Source organism: Luteibacter sp. (assembly GCF_036499525.1).
Classification (GTDB): domain Bacteria; phylum Pseudomonadota; class Gammaproteobacteria; order Xanthomonadales; family Rhodanobacteraceae; genus Luteibacter.
The window spans coordinates 52,921-68,882 of sequence record NZ_DASYDO010000065.1 but is presented as its reverse complement, the minus strand read 5'-3'; the positions used below and the strand labels follow the sequence as shown (position 1 = coordinate 68,882).

Annotated in this window: 20 protein-coding genes and 1 tRNA gene; 11 read left to right on the top strand and 10 right to left on the bottom strand. The window is 67.1% G+C overall.

The genetic code is table 11. The annotated features are described in order from the left end of the window. The first annotated feature begins 32 nt into the window (after positions 1 to 32). Genes VGM71_RS13085 through VGM71_RS13075 form a run of 3 tightly spaced genes read left to right on the top strand, consistent with a single transcriptional unit; the run spans position 33 to position 971 of the window. Positions 33 to 491, top strand: coding sequence for a hypothetical protein (locus VGM71_RS13085; protein ID WP_331545821.1), 459 nt, complete (start codon positions 33 to 35; stop codon positions 489 to 491). 55 nt (positions 492 to 546) lie between these two features. Further along, entirely contained in the window at positions 547 to 735 is a 189-nt protein-coding gene (locus VGM71_RS13080; RefSeq protein WP_331545819.1) for a DUF3606 domain-containing protein, read from the top strand. Continuing rightward, positions 732 to 971 (top strand): hypothetical protein, encoded by a 240-nt coding sequence (locus VGM71_RS13075; protein WP_331545817.1) that lies wholly within the window; start codon positions 732 to 734, stop codon positions 969 to 971. The genes VGM71_RS13080 and VGM71_RS13075 overlap by 4 nt, the downstream gene beginning before the upstream one ends. A 51-nt stretch (positions 972 to 1,022) precedes the next feature. Here the strand turns inward: VGM71_RS13075 and VGM71_RS13070 are convergent. From VGM71_RS13070 to ftsY, 5 genes are all read right to left on the bottom strand, one after another. Further along, positions 1,023 to 1,098 (bottom strand) — tRNA-Phe (locus tag VGM71_RS13070). Positions 1,099 to 1,164: 66 nt separating this feature from the next. Then, a complete protein-coding gene (locus tag VGM71_RS13065) occupies positions 1,165 to 1,443 on the bottom strand; it encodes an oxidative damage protection protein (RefSeq protein ID WP_331545815.1) in 279 nt (92 codons plus the stop codon). Then, positions 1,440 to 2,486, bottom strand: a complete 1,047-nt coding sequence (mutY, locus tag VGM71_RS13060; RefSeq protein ID WP_331545813.1) for an A/G-specific adenine glycosylase — start codon at positions 2,484 to 2,486, stop codon at positions 1,440 to 1,442. The genes VGM71_RS13065 and mutY overlap by 4 nt, the downstream gene beginning before the upstream one ends. Beyond that, positions 2,483 to 3,520 (bottom strand): AsmA family protein, encoded by a 1,038-nt coding sequence (locus VGM71_RS13055; protein ID WP_331545811.1) that lies wholly within the window; start codon positions 3,518 to 3,520, stop codon positions 2,483 to 2,485. The genes mutY and VGM71_RS13055 overlap by 4 nt, the downstream gene beginning before the upstream one ends. Before the next feature lie 29 nt (positions 3,521 to 3,549). Then, positions 3,550 to 4,686, bottom strand: coding sequence for a signal recognition particle-docking protein FtsY (gene ftsY / locus VGM71_RS13050; RefSeq protein ID WP_331545809.1), 1,137 nt, complete (start codon positions 4,684 to 4,686; stop codon positions 3,550 to 3,552). Between the two features lie 64 nt (positions 4,687 to 4,750). On the opposite strand from ftsY, the gene rsmD reads away from it, so the two are divergent. The 7 genes from rsmD to VGM71_RS13015 all read left to right on the top strand — a co-directional run bounded on the left by rsmD (position 4,751) and on the right by VGM71_RS13015 (position 10,381). Continuing rightward, on the top strand, positions 4,751 to 5,320 hold the full coding sequence (rsmD, locus tag VGM71_RS13045) for a 16S rRNA (guanine(966)-N(2))-methyltransferase RsmD (protein ID WP_331545807.1): 570 nt from the start codon (positions 4,751 to 4,753) through the stop codon (positions 5,318 to 5,320). A 26-nt stretch (positions 5,321 to 5,346) separates the two neighbouring features. After that, positions 5,347 to 5,850: a pantetheine-phosphate adenylyltransferase gene (coaD, locus tag VGM71_RS13040; protein ID WP_166700710.1), complete on the top strand. Its 504-nt coding sequence runs from the start codon at positions 5,347 to 5,349 to the stop codon at positions 5,848 to 5,850. A gap of 17 nt (positions 5,851 to 5,867) precedes the next feature. Further along, complete coding sequence (locus tag VGM71_RS13035) at positions 5,868 to 6,371, top strand: hypothetical protein (RefSeq protein ID WP_331545803.1); 504 nt, start codon at positions 5,868 to 5,870, stop codon at positions 6,369 to 6,371. A 79-nt stretch (positions 6,372 to 6,450) separates the two neighbouring features. Then, positions 6,451 to 6,705 (top strand): YfhL family 4Fe-4S dicluster ferredoxin, encoded by a 255-nt coding sequence (locus VGM71_RS13030; protein ID WP_331545801.1) that lies wholly within the window; start codon positions 6,451 to 6,453, stop codon positions 6,703 to 6,705. A 61-nt stretch (positions 6,706 to 6,766) separates the two neighbouring features. Continuing rightward, complete coding sequence (gene ggt / locus VGM71_RS13025; RefSeq protein ID WP_331545799.1) at positions 6,767 to 8,470, top strand: gamma-glutamyltransferase; 1,704 nt, start codon at positions 6,767 to 6,769, stop codon at positions 8,468 to 8,470. Positions 8,471 to 8,480: 10 nt separating this feature from the next. Next, positions 8,481 to 9,344 carry an MBL fold metallo-hydrolase gene (locus VGM71_RS13020; protein ID WP_331545797.1) on the top strand — a complete coding sequence of 288 codons (864 nt, stop codon included), beginning with the start codon at positions 8,481 to 8,483 and terminating at the stop codon, positions 9,342 to 9,344. Next, a complete protein-coding gene (locus VGM71_RS13015; RefSeq protein WP_331545795.1) occupies positions 9,341 to 10,381 on the top strand; it encodes a TMEM43 family protein in 1,041 nt (346 codons plus the stop codon). Before VGM71_RS13020 ends, VGM71_RS13015 begins: the two co-directional genes overlap by 4 nt. A gap of 98 nt (positions 10,382 to 10,479) precedes the next feature. Here VGM71_RS13015 and VGM71_RS13010 read toward each other — a convergent pair whose 3' ends face one another. The 5 genes from VGM71_RS13010 to VGM71_RS12990 form a co-directional block, all read right to left on the bottom strand. Beyond that, entirely contained in the window at positions 10,480 to 11,745 is a 1,266-nt protein-coding gene (locus VGM71_RS13010; protein ID WP_331545793.1) for an EAL and HDOD domain-containing protein, read from the bottom strand. Positions 11,746 to 11,800: 55 nt separating this feature from the next. Then, complete coding sequence (locus VGM71_RS13005) at positions 11,801 to 12,244, bottom strand: flagellar protein FlgN (RefSeq protein WP_331545791.1); 444 nt, start codon at positions 12,242 to 12,244, stop codon at positions 11,801 to 11,803. Beyond that, positions 12,241 to 12,549 carry a flagellar biosynthesis anti-sigma factor FlgM gene (flgM, locus tag VGM71_RS13000; protein ID WP_331545789.1) on the bottom strand — a complete coding sequence of 103 codons (309 nt, stop codon included), beginning with the start codon at positions 12,547 to 12,549 and terminating at the stop codon, positions 12,241 to 12,243. The genes VGM71_RS13005 and flgM overlap by 4 nt, the downstream gene beginning before the upstream one ends. 104 nt (positions 12,550 to 12,653) lie before the next feature. Then, entirely contained in the window at positions 12,654 to 13,265 is a 612-nt protein-coding gene (gene flgA / locus VGM71_RS12995) for a flagellar basal body P-ring formation chaperone FlgA (protein ID WP_414675131.1), read from the bottom strand. Between the two features lie 194 nt (positions 13,266 to 13,459). Beyond that, positions 13,460 to 14,767 carry a methyl-accepting chemotaxis protein gene (locus VGM71_RS12990; protein ID WP_331545787.1) on the bottom strand — a complete coding sequence of 436 codons (1,308 nt, stop codon included), beginning with the start codon at positions 14,765 to 14,767 and terminating at the stop codon, positions 13,460 to 13,462. Between the two features lie 249 nt (positions 14,768 to 15,016). Between VGM71_RS12990 and VGM71_RS12985 the strand changes: the two genes are divergently transcribed. After that, a complete protein-coding gene (locus VGM71_RS12985; protein WP_331545785.1) occupies positions 15,017 to 15,934 on the top strand; it encodes a chemotaxis protein in 918 nt (305 codons plus the stop codon). Positions 15,935 to 15,962: the final 28 nt, after the last annotated feature.

The following is a 15,962-nucleotide window of genomic DNA, read 5'->3' as shown; positions in this document are numbered from 1 at the left end:
ATGACAGGCTACCTCGGCGGCCCGGAGGCCGAATGACGAACGATCCGACTGCGCGAAACGAACCTGCAAACGGCCGCAAGATCGTGCTGCTCGTCGTGGCGGTGGCGTTTATCGCATCCGCCACGACGGCGATGCTTGCCTTCACGGCATCCCACCGAGCCCGCGAGAGAGACGCGAAAGCACTTGCGGCCGACACGGCGGACCTGCGCGGCGAATTGAGCGTCTGGCGCACCCAGCTGGCAGACGTACGACACGCTGCGCAGGCATCCCGCGGCCCTTACCTCGACAGGCTCGCCGGCCGCACGAAGGGGTTATCCACCTGGAAGCCGCGCACGCCTTGCGGCCAGGACGCTCGCGACCAGTTGGTGAGGGCGATGGAGGATCGCTTGCGGGTCCTGCTTCAGGACGCTTCCGATTCGGGTCTTCCGGAGGAGGGCCAGGTGCTCGAGAAAGCGTTGGGCAAATGCGAGACCGCGCCGGGCGGGGCGTAGTTACGTCCACGTAACATCGTTCGTGGTAACCGTGATCCTTCAGCAGAGGCCATCCATGAACGACGAGATCTTCGTTGCCGCGCCAACCGACCTGACACGCGTGAACGTGGCACTTCGATCCGATATCCGTTACTGGACGCGCGTTCTCGGCGTCAGTGAGCTCGCATTGCGCAGCGTCGTGAAGAACGTCGGGGAGCACTCCTGGGACGTGAGGGCGGAACTTCGCCGCCGGCGCCGCTCATGAACGACGAAGGCAGGCCGTTCCGCATCTTCATCTTCTATCCCGGCATCAACGAACGGATCTGGCGCGTGGTGCTGCCCGGTGGGGCGAAGCATCTCTTCCCCACGGAAGGCCGGGCCGTCGAGTTCGCGCTGTCGTCCGCATCGACGGTCACCACCGGACGAATGCGCCGCGTGGAGGTTCTGAAGGAAACCCTCTCCGGCGGCTGGATGGTGCTGGCTCGCCCGGCGGCAATGTAGTCGAGGCGATAAAAACAAGAAAGGCTTCCATCTCTGGAAGCCTTCGCAAGATGGTGGCTCGGGACGGAATCGAACCGCCGACACGGGGATTTTCAATCCCCTGCTCTACCAACTGAGCTACCGAGCCACGGGTGCCTGCAACGGTCGTTGCGGCGAGTGGAGCCGCGTATTAAATCGGGTGCAGGCGCTGGCGTCAAGCATCCGGTTCGGGCGGGACGTAGCCGGCCGGCTGGACGACATCGCCGCCGAAGAAGTACTTCTCCATCTCGCCGCTCAGGAAGCCGCGCGTCTTCGGGTCCAGCGGGGACAGGCGCATCTCGTTGATGAGCATGGTCTGGTGAGACAGCCACTGGGCCCAGGCTTCCTTGGACACATTGTCGTAAATGCGCTTGCCGAGGTCGCCGGGCCAGGGCGCGAAATCGAGGCCTTCGGCGTCGCGGCCGAGTTTTACGCAATGGACCATGCGTGTCATGGGGTTATCTCCGGAAGGTTGGCCAGCAGCGTCCGCACGGGGGCCGGCAGGCCGAGCGAGGCGAGTTCCTCGCGATCGCACCAGCGGCGGTCGTTGCGGTCCGCCACGGTGGTGAGCGGGGCCGCATGGTCGAACAGGATGGGCGATACGTCCAGCCTGTAATGGCTGAAGACATGGGTGAAGGCGGGGAGTGGATCGGCCTCGCTGATTCGGGCGAAGCCTGAGGCGACCGTTCCGGCGGCATCGGGATCCGTCGCTTCCGGCAGGCTCCACAGGCCCGACCAGACACCCTGCGGACCACGCTTCTCGAGCAGCACGCGGCCATGCGCGTCGCGCAGGAGCAGCATCGCGAGCGAGCGCGTCGGGATCTTCTTGCCGGGCTTCGCGGTGGGCAGCACGGTGGTGAGCCCGTCGCGATGGGCGACGCAGGCTGCCGCCTGCGGACACAGCAGGCAGAGCGGCTTCGCGCGCACGCAGACGGTGGCGCCAAGATCCATGATGGCCTGCGTGTAATCCGCGGTCCTCCCGGCGGGCGTATGTTCGTCGGCATGACGCCAGAGTTGTTTCTCGATCGCGCTTTCGCCGGGAAACCCGGCGATGCCGTGGTAGCGCGTGAGTACGCGCTTGACGTTGCCGTCCAGAATGGGAAAACGCAGCCCGTGTGCCTGGGCGAGGATCGCGCCCGCGGTGGACCGTCCGATACCCGGCAGCGCCATCAGCGCCTCGAGGTCGCGCGGCAACTCGCCACCGTGGCGCTCGATACACAACTGCGCTGCGCGATGCAGGAATCGTGCGCGACGGTAGTAACCGAGACCGGACCACAGGGCCAACACGGTGTCCTCGTCGGCGGCCGCGAGCGAGGCGAGCGTCGGCAGGCGTTCAACGAACCGCTGGAAGTAACCGATGACGGTGACCACCTGGGTCTGCTGCAGCATGATCTCCGAAAGCCAGACCCGATACGCATCACGCGGATGCTGCCAGGGCAGGTCCTTGCGTCCGTGGTGGTCGTACCAGCGCAGCAGTTCGCGCGCGAACACGTTCATGGTGCACTCGCGGTGGACGCCGTGGCGGCCGGCGCCGGTGGCGTCGCGCGGATGCGCAGGCCTTTCACGTGCACGTCGCCGGTGTCCAGCGTCTTCGCCTCGATGGTGCCCAGCACGGGCGGCAGCGTGGGTGGGCCGCCGGCCTGGATGCCGCTCCACCATTCGGTGAAGCCGATCGGCGGAATGCGGATATCCGTGCGGTCGTTATCGCCGTCGAGCCGCAGGGCGACGTAGAGCGGATCCTGCTGGTTCGCCGGCGTAATGTTCAGCACCATGGCATAAGGCGCTCCGGTCTCACGGGTGACGCGGCCCGAGAGGGAGGCGCCCACGTCCGCGCCGCCGCGCCAGGTGGCGTCGCCGCGGAGGGTGGCGGCGAAGCTCGGCTTGCTCGACAGCCCCAGTTCGACACCGCCGAGCGTCAGCACGCCCCCCGAAAGCGAGGGAGTCGTCTCCAGTTCCAGGGAGTAGGCGGTTCCGTCGGCGGTGCTGGCAGCCAACGCCAGCGCGAAGGGAAGGCCATTCGCGAGCCGCCCGGCGTCGATGTCCACGTCCGACAGCAGCAGTTCGTTGCCGCGCAGGAGCGTGCCGCGCTCGATGCGGAAACCCGCGTCCACGGCGGGCAGGACCGCACCCGCCGTGGACGGGCGCGAGGGCAGGGTGTCGAGGTAACCCGAGAGGGTATCGAGGTCGATGCGCGCGCCTTCTACTTCCAGTCGCGAGATGCGTGTCTCGCCACCCATCAACGTATGCCATGGCAGAACGAGCTTTCCCCGCGAGGCAACGAGCAACGGTGTATCGGCGCCGCTGGCACGCACGGTAACGCCCTCGAGTTCCAGGGCGGGCTTGGGCCACAGCGTGGGACTGGCCGGATTGGCGAGGGTGAGCTCAAGGCCGGCAGCGCGGGCGCGCGATTGCAGGAGCGAGGTGAAGCGCTCGGGTTGCAGCATGACGTAGGTGGCGACGAACACCGCCAGCAGGACGACGACAACGATGCCGGCGGCGGCGTAGAGCCCGATCCGCACGGAACGGTTCATCGCCGCGCTCCTTGCATCGGCCGCATCACTCAGCTGCCGATGCTGGCCGGTAGCAGGCCATCCACGAAGGCTTCGGCGTCGAACACGCGCAGGTCGGTCGCCGTCTCGCCCAGGCCCACATAGCGGATCGGCAGGCCGAACTCACGGGCCAACGCGAACATCACACCGCCCTTGGCCGTGCCATCGAGCTTGGTGACGACCAGGCCGGTGACACCCGCGGTATCGCGGAACTGGCGCAGCTGGCTGATCGCGTTCTGTCCCGTCGTGCCGTCGATCACCATCAGCACTTCGTGCGGCGCACTGGCGTCGAGCTTCTTCATGACGCGAACGATCTTGCCCAGCTCATCCATCAGGCCGCTCTGCGTGTGCAGGCGTCCGGCGGTGTCGGCGATCAGCACCTGGGTGCCGCGGGAACGCGCGGCTTGCAGGGCGTCGAAGATCACGCTGGCCGAATCGGCGTCCTGGCCCTGCGACACCACGGGCACCTTGTTGCGCTCGCCCCAGGTTTTCAACTGCTCAACGGCGGCCGCGCGAAACGTATCGCCGGCGGCGAGCATCACGTTTCGGCCTTCGTCGACGTAGCGCCGCGCGAGTTTGCCGATGGTGGTGGTCTTGCCCACACCGTTGATGCCCACGGTGAGGATCACGAAGGGCGAGGGCGTGGCGACGTCGAGCGGTTGCTCCACGGGTTTCAGCAGGGCGACGAGTTCCGCGCGCAGGGCAGTCAGCAGGACCCCTGCATCGGCGAACTCGCGCTTGTGCATGCGCTTGCGCAGTTCCTCGACCAGCCGCGTGCTGGCTTCGACGCCCACGTCGGCGGTGATCAGCGCGGTTTCCAGTTCGTCGAGCAGGTCGTCGTCGAGTTTCGGGTGGCGAACGAACAGGGTGGTGAGACTCTTCGCGAATCCGCTGCCGGACAGGCGCTCGCGCCAGCCCCGGCGCACGGGCTGCTCCGCGTCGCGGGCGGCTTCGACGACGACGGATTCCTCGACCTCGGGCTCGATCTCGGGCGCGCCGGGCTCCGGCGGTACCGTTTCCGCCAGCGCTTCCGAGATCCCGGCGCAGGCCTCGGTGGAGGCGGGATCGGCCGCAAGGTCGGGACGGTCTTCCGGCACCGGGGATTCCGTGGTCGGTTCGGTGGTCTTCTTCTTCCAGAACTTGAGCATTGCGCGAAGGATTCAAAGACAATAGGCGAATGCTATCACCCTCGCCCTCACTGGCCGCTGAGCGATGACCGCTCCGGGCCGCATCCGCGTCATCGGTGGATCGTTGCGGAATTCGCGGATCGAGGTGCCCGACCTCCCGGGACTCCGGCCCACGACGGATCGCGTACGGGAAACGCTGTTCAACTGGCTGCAACCGGTGGTCGAGGGTTCCCGGTGCCTTGACCTCTATGCCGGCACCGGCGCGCTGGGTCTCGAGGCGCTGTCGCGCGGCGCGGCGGCGGTCACCTTCGTGGAGCGCGAGCCGCGGCTCGTCGCGGCGTTGAAGGCGAACCTTGCCCGGCTGAAGGTGAGCGGGGAGGTCGTGGGCGACGATGCGGCCCGCTGGTTGCGTGGGAGCGCGTCGCCCTTCGACATCGTGTTGCTGGACCCGCCGTTCGTGCTCGATGCCTGGGCCGGCGCCGCGCGGGCATTGGAAGACGGCGGCTGGCTGACCCCGCGCGCCTGGATCTACGTGGAAGCGCCACGCGGTGCTGCCTTAGCGCTTCCCGGCACGTGGCTTCCGCATCGCCAGGGGCAGGCGGGGGACGTCGCTTACGCCCTCTATCGCCGCACCCCGGCCGATCCGTTAAGCTAGCCCGCGTTTCCTCGACCCGCCCGTACATGACCCCTCTGCCGGCCAATCCGCGTCTCGCCGTCTACCCCGGCACGTTCGATCCCATCACGAACGGTCATGCCGACCTCGTGTCCCGCGCCGCGCCGCTGTTCGACCGCATCGTGGTGGCCGTGGCTGAGAGCCGGAGCAAGGGCCCCGGGTTCAGCCTCGGCGAGCGCATCGCGCTGGCGCGGCTGGCACTCGCCGACCTGCCGAACGTGGAGGTGCGCGGCTTCGATTGCCTGCTGGCCCACTTCGTCACGGAGATCGGCGCGGGCGTGATCCTGCGTGGACTGCGTGCGGTATCGGATTTCGAATACGAGTTCCAGCTCGCCAGCATGAACCGTCACCTGATTCCCCAGGCCGAGACGCTGTTCCTGACGCCGGCGGAACAGTACAGCTTCATCTCTTCCTCGCTCGTGCGCGAAATCGGTCGCCTTGGTGGCGACATTTCCGGATTCGTGCATCCGGCGGTGCAGCAGGCCATGCGCCAACGCTGGCGCAACTCTTAACCAAACAGGTGATCATCATGCGTAAGCTCATCCTCGCCGCGTCCGTGGCCCTGACCGCCACGCTGGCCCTCTCGGCCTGCAACAAGTCCGAAGACACCGACCAGGCTGCCACGCAGCAGGAAGCGGCTGTCGCCAAGCCGACCAACGCGGCAGATACCAAGGCATGGAGCCAGTACTTCGGCCAGATCGTGCGCAAGAACATGCAGGGCATGACGGCCGACCGTCCGTTCCCGTACTTCGTGCCGGCCGGCGACGACCAGGCCGGCCAGGACGGCCGTGCCCGCCAGCTCGAGAACGTGCAGGGCACCGTCGCCCGTGGCGTCACGCCGGGCAACATGCTCGTGTTCGGTGGCCCGGAGTCGGCCAAGACCGCCGACCTCATGGTCGAGGCCTTCAAGGGCGCGAACGCCGGCTCGTTCAAGAACGTGATCGTGCTGTTCATCGGCGACCAGGCCGACCAGCAGCGCGTGGCCGACGCCGTGGCCCCGAGCGGCGCTACCTTCCGCTTCGTCGCCATGTAATCCGCCGGCCCTTGCGGGCCACGAAAAAGGGCGCCGTCTTGCGGCGCCCTTTTTCGTGGCGGGGTGTAAAATGCCCTGCATGTCCCTGCTGATCCTCGATACCTGCGTCAACTGCGACGTCTGCGAGCCCGTGTGCCCTAACAAGGCCATCTCGCTGGGCGAGCAGTACTACGTGATCGATCCCGACCTCTGCACCGAGTGCGTCGGTCACTTCGACAACCCCCAGTGCGTCGAGGTCTGCCCCGTCGAGTGCATCCCTCACGATCCCGACCGGGTCGAGACCCGTGACCAACTGATGCTCAAGTACGAGCACCTGATGGCGAAGGCGTCGTAAGCTTCCACGGCTGGCATGGGTTAATCTCAGGGGTAGCGATATCCTTTTCGGAGAGATCCCCATGCTTCGTGCTCTGTCGTGGCGCGTGCTCGCCGCGAGCTTCTTCCTTGTTGCCGGCGCCGGCCAGGCCGCCGGGCTCGACACCTCTGCCGTCGCCTCCAAGGGCCCTGGCCACGCGGCCATCGCCAGCGCCAACTACCTCGCGACGAACGCGGGCTTCGAGATACTGGGCAAGGGCGGCAACGCCTTCGATGCCGCCATCGCGGTAGCGTCCACCCTGGCGGTAGTCGAGCAGCAGAGTTCCGGCATCGGTGGTGGCTTCCTGGCCCTCCTGCACCGTGCCTCCGACCGCCGCGACATCTTCATCGATGCACGGGAGACAGCACCGAAGGCCGTGGACATGAAGGTCTACGTAGGCAAGGACGGTAAGCCGAACCGCGACGTTTCCACGACTGGCCCGCTCTCGGCAGGCATTCCTGGCGAGCCGGCCGGGCTGGCCTGGATCGCGGCGCATTACGGCAAGCTGCCGCTGACCGTGTCGCTGGCCCCGGCCATCCGCATCGCGAAGGAGGGCTACCAGCCCGACAAGCGCTTCATCGGCGCCATCGAGGATCGCAAGGACGAACTCGCGCGCTACCCGGCCTCGGCGGCGATCTACCTGCCCGGCGGCAAGCTGCCGTCGGAAGGATGGACGCTGCGCCAGCCGGACCTGGCGAAGACGCTCGAGCGCCTCGCCGCCGGTGGCGCCGACGGCTTCTACAAGGGCGAAACAGCCAGGATGCTCGTGTCGGCCTCGCGCAGCGCGGGCGGCAACTGGACGGCCGCCGACCTCGAAGCCTACAAGGCGAAGGAGCGCGCGCCGCTCAGTGTCGACTACAAGGGTTACCGCATCGTCACGGCACCGCCGCCGTCGTCGGGCGGCGTGGCGATCGCCGAGATCCTCAACATCCTGTCCGGCTACGACCTTACGAAGCTTGATGCGGCGCACGCGGCGCATCTCACCATCGAGTCGATGCGCCGCGCCTTCCGCGACCATAACGAATACCTGGGCGATCCGGATTTCGTGAGGATGCCGCTCGACATGCTCCTGTCGAAGTACTACGCCGACGGCCTGCGCGCGACCATTTCCCTGGACAAGGCCACGCCCTCCGATCTGCTGCCCACGTCGATGGCACCGGAGCCGGGCATGCACACCACGCATTTCTCGGTGATCGACGCCGACGGCAACATGGTGGCGTCCACGCTCACCGTGAACCTCGAATTCGGTTCGGCCTTCGTCGCGCAGGGCACCGGCGTGGTGCTCAACGACGAGATGGACGACTTCGCGCTGGTGCCCGGGCAGCCGAACGCCTTTGGCCTTCGCGGCGCGCTTGCCAACGCCCCGGAGCCGGGCAAGCGCATGCTGTCCTCGATGTCGCCGAGCTTCGTCTTCGGTGCCGACCGCACGGCCGTGATCGGTTCGCCCGGCGGTTCGACGATCATCACCCAGGTGCTGGAAGGCATCCTTGCCTTCGTCGACGGCAAGGGCGCCGCGCAAATCACGGCGCAGAAGCGTTTCCACCACCAGTACCTGCCTGACCGCGTGGATGTGGAGGCCGGCGTCTTCGACGAAGCGACAACCAGGACGCTTACCGACATGGGCTATGTCCTGCGTAACCGGTCGCCGTGGGGCTTCATGAACGTCGTTACCTGGGACCACCGGACGAACCAGCTGGAAGCGGCGAGCGATCCGCGCCGTCCGTCGGGCCTCGGCAAGGTGCAGTGAGGTTCGCGACATGAAACTCTGGTCACTGATCGGCAACTCGCAGCGGCTCGATGGCGGCGCCATGTTCGGCAACGCGCCGCGTGCCATGTGGTCGCGCTGGATCGAACCCGACGAGCAGAACCGCATTCCGCTGGCCTGCCGATGCCTGCTGGTCACCGGCCTCGACGGACGCAACATTCTGTTCGAAACCGGGATCGGCGCATTCTTCGAGCCGGCGATGCGCGAGCGCTACGGTGTGGTCGAGCACCGGCACGTACTGCTCGATTCCCTCGCCGAGGCTGGACTGAGTCACGAAGATATCGACGCGGTAGTGTTGTCGCACCTGCATTTCGACCACGCGGGTGGATTGCTGGCGCCATGGAACGCCGCCGAACCGGCGCGCCTGCTTTTCCCCAAGGCGCGCTTCATCGTCGGCGCCTCGCACTGGGAACGCGCGCGCGATCCGCACCCGCGTGACCGTGCGTCGTTCATTCCGGACATCGTGCGCCTGCTCGAAGAGAGCGGACGCCTCGAGCTGGTGGAAGAGGGCAGGTCCTCGTCGCTGGGCGACGCGGTGCGCTTCGAGTTCTCGGAAGGACATACGCCGGGGCTGATGCTGGCGGAAGTCGGCGGCGTGGCGTTCTGCGCGGATCTGATTCCCGGCCGCGCCTGGGTACACCTGCCGGTTACGATGGGTTACGACCGTTGGCCGGAGAAGGTCATCGACGAGAAGAAGGCCTTCCTCGACGACAAGATGGCCCGCGGCATCCGGTTGTTCTTCACCCACGACCACGGCTGCGCCGTGGCCAGTGTGGCGAAGGACGATAAAGATCGCTATGTCGCGGCCGATATGATGGAACGAATGAGCGGGGTCGATGCCTGGGTGAGTGCATGACGTACAAGCCGCGACACAATGGGATGGCCTGGGGCGCCCGGTGCGCCGGAGCAGCGCTGCTGCTGGCCGGCCTGGGACTCATTGCCTGGAACGAACGCCGCGTGATGGATTACACGTCGGCGATGACGCGCCATGGGGCGCCGGTGCTTGACCTGGGCGCGGGCGGCCGCCCCACGGCGGGGCAGTACGGTTCGCTCACGAGGGTCAGCGGCGTGCCGCAGATCGTCGACGCGCCTGATGACTCCGAATTCAACGTGCATGCCGACGCGCCGATCCTCATCCGCCATGTGGAGATGTTCCAGTGGCGCGAGATCACGGTGGGCGGCGCGACGCACTACGAACTGGACTGGGTGGACCGGCCGATCGACGCATCGAACTTCGCCAAACCCGCGGGCCACGTAAATCCGGGTGCGTTCCCGATCCAGGGGCGCCAGTTCGAAGCCGGCGAGGTGAAGCTGGGCAACTTCAAACTTTCCGAGCCGATCCTGCGTGCCTTCCCGGGCCGGGTGACCGTGCCGCCCAACGAGAAGGCGTTGCCGCCGAACCTCGCCGCCACGTTCCAGCGCTCGGGCGATACCCTGGTCACCAGCAACAAGCCGGCCAATCCTCGCCTGGGCGACCTGCGGATCAGCTGGGAAGCCGTGCCCCTGCAATCGATGACGGTGCTGGCCCGGATAGACGGCGACACGCTTGTGCCGGCGGCCGAGCGCGAAGGTCGCGATGGCTTCGACGTGCAGGTCGGCGAGCGCAGCCTGCTCGACGTGCTGCCCGCACTGCCGGAGCCGCCGCAGGCCGTGCTGTTGGTGCGCCTCGCTTCCTTCCTGCTGGCTGTCGTGGGTGCGTGGTTCCTCGCCTATACGAGCCGGCTGGAGCGCGATCTGCTTTTCGCGATCGGCATAGGGGCCGTGGTGGTGCCGGCTGTGGCGGGTGTGATGTGGCTGGCCGGCGACGCGATGTCGGCCAGCGTGTGGCTGCTTTTCGCGGTATTGGGTGCAGGCCTGGCCATCTGGCGCGTACAGCAGCGGGCTTCCCCGTAGGAGCGCGCCCTGCGCGCGACATCTTTTCGCGCCTGTATCCAATCTGGAGCGCCAGCTCCAAGGCACAGCCTCAAAAGATGTCGCGCGCAGGCACGCTCCTACGCGGCGGCGGTACCGTCGGCGAATGAGTAGACGTGGTCGGCCCAGGCGGCGGCCTCCACGTAGATCGTGGCCATGGCGGCCACGTGCTGCTCGCGCAGCGCCGAATCGTTTTCCAGTTCGCCCTGCTCCCAGTGGCGGATCTGGTCGAGGATCGGGGCGAAGGGGCCAGTGCCATCGAGCAGCGCTTCGCGGATTTCGATGGCCAGCGGCAGGTGTTCCAGCACGTAGGCCATCGACACGTTCATCAGCGTGTCGAGCAACGAGAACAGGCCGGCGGTAAAAGCCATTTCCTGTAGTTCAGGCTTCACCGCGCGGGCCAGTTTCTCGCACATGTGCGCGCGAATGAGCGCGAGGCGCAGCAGTTCCGGCGGACGCTCATCCATGCCGGAGACGGCCATGGTGAAGATCCAGTTGCGCATGCGATTGACACCGAAGAACACCGCTGCCTGCTCCACCGACTTCAGCTGGCGGGGCAGGGCGAAATAGGCGGAGTTCACGCAACCCAGGAGCTTGTAGCTGAGGATCGCGTCGTCGCGAATGATCGTGCCCAGTTCGACCGGGCCGTTTTCCGGATCCTGCAGTGCGCCCATGAGGCGCAGCACGCCGAGCTTGCTCGGGGTGAGACGTGGCATGTCGACGCGCTCGGGACGGAGCAGGTACTTGCCCTGGAAGCCGTCGACCTCCTGGTCGGCATAATCGACGAAGGTTTCGTGGGTATCGACGCCGGTGACGATCACCTTGACGCCGAACGCGTGCACGTAATCCATGTGCGCACGCGCGGCCAGAGGATGACGATGATCAACGGCCACTTTGGCGAACTGCACGATACGCAGCAACGCATCCACGCCGGCCCGGTGTTCCGGGTCGGCGGGCAGGTTGAAGTCCTCGAGCATGAACAGGCAGCCATGGCCCTTCATCTCGCGCAGCTTCTCCAGCAGCGGTTCGTCGGTGCCGACGTCAGCGCTGATGCTGGCACCCAGGCGTGCGTTATGACGCAGGATATCGGCGTGCTGAAGAAGCAGGTCGCGCGACATGTGCAGGAAGGCGCGGTTGTCGCGCACCAGCCGCTTCAGGCTGCCATCGGCAATGGCGCTCAGCGTCGCCTGCGTATGCGCGAGCGCGGCAGCGTCGATGTCGCTCCCGATCGGTCGCGGGAACAGCAGTTCATACGCGAACAGCGATTGCTTCCTGTCCATGATCGGCACACGGACGATGGGGAGGATGCCGTCGTCATTCACCGCAGTCAGCTGGGTTACTGCCATTGCTATCTTCTTGCACCGTCTGGGTGGGAACTCGAGTGTCGCTGTTTCGTCGCGGTCAAACCTGTGCAAGCGTCGCGGAACGGAGCTTCACCTTGGCTACGCCGTTGGGGCCGTAGGTGGAACCCCCTGGCGCCTCCCCGGACAGTACCGCAAGCGCCTGGCGTATGTGGCTCATCCGCTGGCCGACGATGCGACCATTCACTTCGTTGAGGTTTCTGCACTCACGCAGGCGCTCGATCGTTAGTGCCCAGCGCGGGTCGGCCAGGCTGTCGATGCCGGCGGCCTCGCTCAGCTGCCGGCGTTCGACCTCGAGCTTTTCGATGCGGTCGAGCAGGTCGCCCTTGGCACGGCCCGCGGTTTCCAGTGCCTTGGTATCGCTCTGGTCGAGCGCCATGCGCTCGTCGATCAGGCTGGCATGCAGGGCATCGACCTCACCGGCGAGTTCGCCCATGACGGCGACCAGCGCCGTGTCGAAGTCCCGGCCCAGCGGCTGGCTCATGCCTTGCCGCCACCGATCTGGCCTTCCAGCGCAAGAAACTTGCTGGCGATGGCCTGGGCATCCGGCTTGTAGGTGCCATCGGCGAGGCGGGAGCGGATTTCTCCCACGCGCTTCGTGTCGATGCCGTCGCCACGGCTGGCGGCGTCGAGCGCCTTGGCCGAATCGGTGATCTTGACGCTGTCGTCGCTCGGACGCACCGTGCCCGCGCCCTGCGCGGAGCCGGTCGAGCCGGCGGCGGGGTTCTGGGTGCGCAGCTGAACCTGCGGCTGCGGCGCCTGGAGGCCGGGTTTGATGGTGTTCGTCATGGGTATATCCCTCGGAGCTTTGTTCCGTCAGACCCTATATCGGCGGTCCGCCGGCGAACTTTAACCGGCCCTAGGCCGCGGAATGTAACAGGAGTCGTTTTCGTTCATGGCAGGACGGCGACCGTGCCCGGGCCGCTGACGATGGCGTCGAGCACCTTGCCCGACGACGCGTTGCGAACCTTGATCCTCGACCCGGTATCGCCGGCGCCCATGGCCACGCCATCGGCATGGATGGTGACGCCCTCCACGCTGGCCTCCATGCTCACCGAGTCGCCGGTGCGCACGGCCTGGCGGCCGGCAAGCATCCCGGGGGTGAGCACGGTGCCCGCGTTGAGCGGGCGGGCGGGCGAGCGGCCGTCGACCTGGTCGAGCGCGGCCACATAGCCATACGCGAGGCCGGCGACGTCCCGTTCCTCGACATGGACGTCGGCCGCGCCGATGCCGTCGCCGCGAGCGAGCGGGCGGCTGGTGACCAGCACGTTGGTGAGCATCTTCAGGCGGACCGGCACGCGCACCGTCCAGCCGCCGGTGACCGGGCAATGGACGCTGACACTGACGCGCGCGGTGAGACGGCGATTGCCGGGCATCGAGACCTCCAGCGGCGCTGCGCAGTCGGCCAGTTGCAGGCGGCTGTCCAGCGGCGAGGCTTCGGCCGTCATGCGTCCCCCTGGCAAGGTCCGGTGTTGCTGAAGCCAGTCCACCGCTGTCGCGCGCACGGCCTCGAGCGACTGTGTCGCCGCCGCGGGAAACGCGCTGACGAACAGCGCCCAACCTATGTAGGAGCGCGCCTTGCGCGCGACATGTTTTGGCGCCGTGCCGCGGAGCTGGCGCGCCAGCTGGATGACGGAAGCGAAAGGCGGTCGCGCGCGAGGCGCGCTCCTACATATCGGCGAGAGGCGGCTTGCCGGATTCACGCGGCTCGCTCTGCCATGGAAGCGGAGAGCCCTTGCGTGATGGCGTCCAGCTCGCGGGTGAGGCCCGGGAGCATGTGACTCGCATCCGCGTGCCGGCCTTCGCCGAGGGTGATGGCGTATTGGGAGGCGAGCGACGAGAAGCATTCGCCCGCGGCGCGCACGGCGTCCGCCGAGCCGTCCGGACGGAGCGCACGGAGTTGGTCGATGCAGCGCATCATCGGCGTGGTGTCGAGCCAGCGGCGATCGAGGCCGGACGGGTCGCGCGAAGCGAGTTCCAGTGCGTAACGCAGGCCCTGGCTGGCTTCGCGGATCATCTGGCTGAGGCTGGCGGCGTCGAGGTTGCCCTCGGTTTCCAGGCGGGAAAGACCGAGGCGATGGGCGAGCACCACCGCACGCGCCGAGGCGTCGGCCTGGCGGCGTGCCTCGTTGCTCACGCGTCCCAGCGTGGACTGGGTGGCCTGGATGGCGGCAACCCGGCCCTGCAGCGCGCCGATGCCTTCACGTGCCGCGTCGAGGCTGCCGCGCGCGCCGCGCACGGCGTCGTCCACCTTTCCGAGCGAGGCCTGCATCCCGGCGATGCCGGAATGCGACTGTTCGAGGCGGCGGAGGCTGGTCTGCACGGCATCGTCGAGGTGGCCGGAGAATTCGCCCACGGCTTGCGTGACCTGGTCGATTTCGGCGGTGGCCTGGGTGGTCTTTTCGGCCAGTTGCTTTACTTCGTCGGCCACCACCGCGAAACCGCGGCCGGCTTCGCCGGCGCGTGCGGCTTCGATGGCGGCGTTGAGCGCCACGAGGTTGGTCTGGTGCGCGATGTCCTGCACCGTGGCCGTGAGCTTGCGGATGGCGGTGAAGTATTCGGAAAACTGGGCGTGGTTGCGGCTCATGCCGGAGAGCGCGCTGCGCAGGAGGCGTAGCTGGCCGTCGAGTTCGGATGAAGTCGCCTGGCCCTGGCTTCCCGCATCCGCCACACCGGCAACGCTGGCATGGGCATGGTCGAGCGCCGTCGAAATCCTGGCGCTGGCCTCCGTCAAACGTCCGGCGGTATCGCGAGCGCCTTCGACGGCGGTGCCTAGTTCAAGGAGTGTCGTGCCGAGCGCCTGCGTATTGATCAGCGCCATGCCCTGCTGTTCGATGGCCTGGATCGTCGTGGCCGCCACCGCGCGCGGCTCCGCGGGCTTGAGCAAGGCGCCCAGCGCGCTGGCGGCGGCAGGATACTGTGCGGCCAACGAGCGGACCCGCGCCGCGTCGCCACAGGCGGCGGCATGGGCGAGGAGGCGGACGTGCTGGCTCCAGAGGAGGGTCATGATTTCGCTATCGCTCTACGGATGGTCGGCCTAATAGATCGGTCGGGCGCGCTGTTTCTTGAATCATGCAATCCATGTGCCACCTGCCCAACCGTAGGAGCGCGCCTTGCGCGCGACAGCGTTTGGGGCCGTGAGTCAAAGGGCCTGTTGCTCCTGGCGACAACCTGTCGCGCGCAAGGCGCGCTCCTACAGGTATGGCGTTAGTGGCCGATACGGTTCGCGACACCTTCTTCGACGCACGTGCAGCCCATGGCCCGACCGCTCCTCGACACCGTGGATACCTTCACCCGGCTGGCCGGCCACAACCGCGTGGCCATGCTGCTGTTCCGGCTGGGCGACAAGCAGGCCTTCGGCATCAACGTCTTCAAAGTGCGGGAGGTGCTGCGCCGGCCGCCCATGGAGCGGATGCCCAGCATGCACGAACTGGTCTCGGGCAGTTTCGACTACCGCGGCAACACCATCCCGGTGATCGACCTCGCCGCCGCCATGGGCTACCCGCCGCTGGCTGCCGTGGACACGGCGCACCTCATCGTCACCGAGTTCAATCGGTCGGTGCAGGGCTTCCTGGTCTCCGACGTGGACCGCATAGTGCACGTGGACGGCGTGCAGATGGCGGCGCCACCGTCGGCCCTCGGCTATGGAACCCGTGTGAATGCCGTGACCCGCCTCGACGGCGACCTGCTCGCCATCGTCGACGTGGAGCAGGTGCTGGCCAGCGTCGATCCGCGGGCCGTGGAGATTTCCGACCGCGTGCAGCAGGCAGCCCAGATCCAGCAAACGGGCAACCGGCGGCTGCTGGTGGTGGACGACTCCATGGTGGCGCGTACCCAGCTGGTCGACCTGTTCCGCAAGCTGGACCTGGAATGCGTCGTGGCGAAGGATGGCAGCGAAGGTCTCGACGTTCTACGCACGTTGACGATGGGCCCCGTCGCCGATCGGGTCGCCCTCGTGGTTTCCGATATCGAGATGCCCTTGATGGATGGCTACGCGCTTACCCGCGCCATCCGCGAGGACGCCCAGCTGCGCCACCTGAAGGTCCTTCTGCACAGTTCCCTGAGCGGTGTATTCAATGAGGCGATGGTGGCGCGCGTCGGAGCGGACCGCTTCATCGCGAAATTCCAGCCGGACGTGCTGGCAACCGCCGTCCTCGACCTTCTGCCGGCCTGACATGGTGCGGCGGTTCCCCGTCGCCCGG

Bases quoted from the DNA above. Each gene is read 5' to 3' on its own strand.
- coaD (WP_166700710.1), top strand. From the start codon at position 5,347: ATGACCCCTCTGCCGGCCAATCCGCGTCTCGCCGTCTACCCCGGCACG.
- VGM71_RS13015 (WP_331545795.1), top strand. From the start codon at position 9,341: ATGACGTACAAGCCGCGACACAATGGGATGGCCTGGGGCGCCCGGTGC.
- VGM71_RS13065 (WP_331545815.1), bottom strand. From the start codon at position 1,443: ATGACACGCATGGTCCATTGCGTAAAACTCGGCCGCGACGCCGAAGGC.
- VGM71_RS13010 (WP_331545793.1), bottom strand. From the start codon at position 11,745: ATGGCAGTAACCCAGCTGACTGCGGTGAATGACGACGGCATCCTCCCC.
- ggt (WP_331545799.1), top strand. From the start codon at position 6,767: ATGCTTCGTGCTCTGTCGTGGCGCGTGCTCGCCGCGAGCTTCTTCCTT.
- VGM71_RS13030 (WP_331545801.1), top strand. From the start codon at position 6,451: ATGTCCCTGCTGATCCTCGATACCTGCGTCAACTGCGACGTCTGCGAG.
- VGM71_RS13005 (WP_331545791.1), bottom strand. From the start codon at position 12,244: ATGAGCCAGCCGCTGGGCCGGGACTTCGACACGGCGCTGGTCGCCGTC.
- VGM71_RS13055 (WP_331545811.1), bottom strand. From the start codon at position 3,520: ATGAACCGTTCCGTGCGGATCGGGCTCTACGCCGCCGCCGGCATCGTT.
- ftsY (WP_331545809.1), bottom strand. From the start codon at position 4,686: ATGCTCAAGTTCTGGAAGAAGAAGACCACCGAACCGACCACGGAATCC.
- VGM71_RS13020 (WP_331545797.1), top strand. From the start codon at position 8,481: ATGAAACTCTGGTCACTGATCGGCAACTCGCAGCGGCTCGATGGCGGC.
- VGM71_RS12985 (WP_331545785.1), top strand. From the start codon at position 15,017: ATGGCCCGACCGCTCCTCGACACCGTGGATACCTTCACCCGGCTGGCC.
- VGM71_RS13080 (WP_331545819.1), top strand. From the start codon at position 547: ATGAACGACGAGATCTTCGTTGCCGCGCCAACCGACCTGACACGCGTG.
- VGM71_RS13035 (WP_331545803.1), top strand. From the start codon at position 5,868: ATGCGTAAGCTCATCCTCGCCGCGTCCGTGGCCCTGACCGCCACGCTG.
- VGM71_RS12990 (WP_331545787.1), bottom strand. From the start codon at position 14,767: ATGACCCTCCTCTGGAGCCAGCACGTCCGCCTCCTCGCCCATGCCGCC.
- VGM71_RS13085 (WP_331545821.1), top strand. From the start codon at position 33: ATGACGAACGATCCGACTGCGCGAAACGAACCTGCAAACGGCCGCAAG.
- rsmD (WP_331545807.1), top strand. From the start codon at position 4,751: ATGACCGCTCCGGGCCGCATCCGCGTCATCGGTGGATCGTTGCGGAAT.
- flgM (WP_331545789.1), bottom strand. From the start codon at position 12,549: ATGACGAACACCATCAAACCCGGCCTCCAGGCGCCGCAGCCGCAGGTT.
- mutY (WP_331545813.1), bottom strand. From the start codon at position 2,486: ATGAACGTGTTCGCGCGCGAACTGCTGCGCTGGTACGACCACCACGGA.
- VGM71_RS13075 (WP_331545817.1), top strand. From the start codon at position 732: ATGAACGACGAAGGCAGGCCGTTCCGCATCTTCATCTTCTATCCCGGC.